Genomic DNA, 3376 nt, shown 5'->3' with positions numbered 1-3376 from the left:
CCCGCCCCCCCGCGCGGGCGCCCCCGCCCGGGCGCGCCGCCGCCCGGCCGTGGGGCGCGAACCCCCGCTACGGGTTGACGTAGACCAGGTAGACGTCGCCGTCACAGGTCGAGGCGCCGACGTTCTTGACCGTCCAGTGCAGCTCCAGCTCCGAGGGGGAGTCGAAGTAGTTGGTCATGGACTTCCAGGTGCGCACGACCTCCATCTCGCACGCCACGCCCAGCGCGAGCGGGTTGGGCTTGGGCCACACGTCGACGCGGTGCGAGAGGCCCTGGGGCGTGAAGTTCCAGTGCTTGCTGATGGACGCGCCGGGAGCCAGGTCGTCGATCGAGTAGATGACGTAGGTGCCGGCCTCGTCCACCTCCAGCGCGGCCGGCGACGACGCCGCCACGGCGGGCGACGCCGCCACGAGCATCGCGGCCAACGCCACCAGCCACAGCCACGCTCTCGGCCTCTTCTTCGTGGTCACGGTGATCTCTCCTCTCCGCGGCGGGCCGCGGGTCAGGGGCAGGACCCCATGAGAGAACCGCGGGAAGCGGCGGGCGCGGATCGGCGAAATCGCCTACATCGGCCCGGTGGCCGCGCCGGGCATCACGGACCGAGCCGGTAGCCCGCGCCGGGGATCGTCCGGAGCACCGGCGGGTCGCCGAGCTTGCGCCGCAGCCGGCCCACGGTCACGGTGTTGGTGAACGGGTCGGCGTGCTCGTCCCAGACCCGCTCCAGCAGGTCTTCCGCGTTGAGGACGGCGGGCGCGGCCCGCAGCAGCGCGTCCAGCCAGGGCGAATTCCTTCGGCGACAGGTCCAGGCGACGCCCGTCGCGGGTCGCGGTGCGCAGCGCCGGGTCCAGTTCGACGCCCCGGCGCGCAGCACCCTGGGCCGGGCGGACGGCCAGCGGCGGGCCAGCGCCCGCACCCGCAGCACCAGTTCGGGGAAGTGGAACGGCTTGGCCAGGTAGTCGTCCGCGCCCAGGGCGAGGCCGCCGTGGGCCTCGACGACCGCCCGGACGATCGACAGCCCCAGGCCCGAGCCCGCGTCCGAACCGGTGCGGGCGGTGGCCAGGCGGCGGAACGGCTCGCCGAGGTCGGCCGTGCGGCGCGGGTCGAGGACGGGTCCGCCGGACTCCACGACGAGCGTCGGCGGCGCGGGCGCGGTGCGCACCGCGATCCAGCCGCCCCGCTCGTTGTGCACGACCGCGTTGTCGACCAGGTTGTCCACCAGGCGGGCCGGGCCCTCGGGGTGCGGGCGCTGGTGCGGCGGGTGTGGCCGTCGGTCGTGGTCGTCGTGGCGGTGGGGGTGCTGCCGTACGCGGTGGCGGCCGTGCCGCTGCTGCCGGACGAGGTGGCGCGGTGGGCGCTGCGGGTCACGCCGGCCGCCGGGTTCGCGGCGCAGCAGACCCTCGTCGAATACCCGCAGGTCGTGGCGCACTACGCGCCGTCGACCGGCTATTTCCCGCTCGCGTGGTGGGCGGGGTTGGCGGTGCTCGCGGCGTGGGCCGCGGGGGCCGTCGTCGCGGTGCGGTCAGCCCGGTAGCCGGCGGGCCCGTTCCCGCACGTCCTCGGGCACGAGTTCGAGCAGCTGGTCGGGGCGGAGGGGGAGGTCGAGGAGGCTGAGCTTGACCCGCGAGCGGCGGGCGTGGGCGGCGGCGTCGAAGCGCACCAGGTTGACCGGGGACGGGTGCAGCGCCAGCGTCAGCTCGCCGCCGGGACCGACCTCGCGGGCGTCCGCGCCGTCGAGGGTGAGGCGGATCGCGTGGGCGTCGGAGGGGTTGGCCAGGGTGAGCGCGTCGTCCGCGCCGAACAGGACCGTGCGGTCGATGCCGGTCATGGGTGCTACGGGGGTGAGGCCGATCGCCCGGACGGACGGCGAGATGACCGGTCCGCCGGCGGCGTGGTTGTAGGCGGTGGACCCGGTGGGGGTGCAGGCGACGACCGCGTCGCAGCGGTAGTAGCCGTGGCGGACGCCGTTGACGGAGAGGTCGACGTTCACCGCCGTCCACGGTCGGGCGGAGGTGAGGACGGCGTCGTTGAACGCGACCGCCGGCTGCGCCCCGGCGTGCTCGACCTGGATGCAGCTGTGGGGTTCCAGCGAGAAGTCGCCGTCGGTGAGGCGGTCGAGGGCGGCGGGCAGGTCGGTGGGCGCCAGCTCGACCAGGAAGCCGAGGTTGCCGTGGTTGACGCCGAGCACCGGGGTGGGGCGGCCCGCCACCAGGCGCATCGCGCCGAGCATCGTGCCGTCGCCGCCGAGGCTGATCACGGCGTCGACCTGGTCGGCGAACTCGTCCGGCGGGACCGGGAGCAGGCCGTGACCGAGCCGGCGCGCGTCGGCGGCGGGCGCGACGACCCGCACGCCGTGCCGGCGGGCGAACCGGGTGATCACGTCCAGGGAGGCGGCCACGGGGTTGCGCGGGTGCGCCACGACCCCGACCGTGCGGACGTGCCCACCTCCCGCCACCGCGGCTCCTCCTCCGGCGGACGGACTACGACGTCGAACCCTAACCGCCGCCGAGGCGCTTCGCAGACCGACCGCTCGTGGCGCCGGGCGGACCGGTCGCGTGCGGCACCGGATCGGGACGCCTCCTCCCCGCGCGGACGCGGTCGTGGTCACGGGAGGTCGGCGGGTTCGATCGGGGTGCCCGGTCGGGTGGCGAACAGGGTCGCGACCAGGTGGTCTTCGAGGTCGTCCACGGCGAGTTCGAGCGTCGTGGTGCGAGGGGTGCAGCGCAGCAGGACCGCGGTCGGTCGGCGGCACACGCACTCGTGCGCGACCAGCTCCGCCAGCGCCACCGTCAACGACGGGCTGCTCGGGAACGTCGCCGCCAGCACCCCGTCCCCGTGGCGGTACGTGTGGGGGTAGGCCAGGACCTTCATCCAGCTGCGCAGGCACGGCAGGTCGTGGTCGCGGTCGGTCGCCGCGTCCCGCGCCGAGAACCCGTGCAGCGTCTCGACCAGCTGGAGCGAGAAGGCGGACAGCTCGGCGATCCGGAGGTTCACCTCCGAGATCCGGAACCGGAGCTTCCCGATCAGCAGGTCCCGCGCGGCGTCCGGGGTGTTGCCGTCCCAGCCCAGGACGAGTTCCCGGATCTCGTCCAGCGTCAACCCCATCTGCTTGCCGCGCGCGATGAACCGGAGGCGGTCCACGTCGCGGTCGGTGTAGACGCGGCGGCCGCCGGCGCTGCGGGACGCGGTCGGCAGCAGCCCCGAGTTCTCGTAGAAGCGGATCGCGGAGGGTGCGAAGCCGGTGAGCTGCGCCAGCTCCGTAATGCGGATCTGCGACACGGCGCCTCGGTCGATCGTCGTCGGGACACGGGATGCCGAGCGGTGGGGGGGGGGGGGGGGCGGAGGGGCGGGCCCCCCGGCGACCGCGACACCAAGCCGAT

General features: G+C 74.9%; 4 protein-coding genes and 1 pseudogene. 1 reads left to right on the top strand and 4 read right to left on the bottom strand.

All coding sequences use genetic code 11. From position 1 onward, the window contains the following. Positions 1-67 precede the first annotated feature (67 nt). Positions 68-469, bottom strand: a complete 402-nt coding sequence (locus ACFXGA_RS39885; protein ID WP_378098304.1) for a hypothetical protein — start codon at positions 467-469, stop codon at positions 68-70. Positions 470-591: 122 nt separating this feature from the next. Further along, positions 592-1218, bottom strand: a pseudogene (locus ACFXGA_RS39880) (winged helix-turn-helix domain-containing protein). A 30-nt stretch (positions 1219-1248) separates the two neighbouring features. Between ACFXGA_RS39880 and ACFXGA_RS39875 the strand changes: the two are divergent. Next, on the top strand, positions 1249-1530 hold the full coding sequence (locus ACFXGA_RS39875) for a hypothetical protein (RefSeq protein ID WP_378098307.1): 282 nt from the start codon (positions 1249-1251) through the stop codon (positions 1528-1530). On the opposite strand, the gene ACFXGA_RS39870 is transcribed toward ACFXGA_RS39875, so the two are convergent. After that, a complete protein-coding gene (locus tag ACFXGA_RS39870) occupies positions 1519-2451 on the bottom strand; it encodes an NAD(+)/NADH kinase (protein ID WP_378098301.1) in 933 nt (310 codons plus the stop codon). The genes ACFXGA_RS39875 and ACFXGA_RS39870 overlap by 12 nt on opposite strands. Before the next feature lie 149 nt (positions 2452-2600). Next, the gene (locus ACFXGA_RS39865; protein WP_378098298.1) at positions 2601-3275 is read right to left on the bottom strand and encodes a MerR family transcriptional regulator; all 675 of its coding nucleotides are present in this window, start codon (positions 3273-3275) and stop codon (positions 2601-2603) included. Between the last annotated feature and the right edge of the window lie 101 nt (positions 3276-3376).

Origin of the sequence: Actinosynnema sp. NPDC059335, assembly GCF_042752395.1 — a bacterium.
Lineage (GTDB): Bacteria > Actinomycetota > Actinomycetes > Mycobacteriales > Pseudonocardiaceae > Actinosynnema.
Note: the sequence above shows the minus strand (reverse complement) of the source record. Positions and strands in the feature narration are given on the sequence as shown.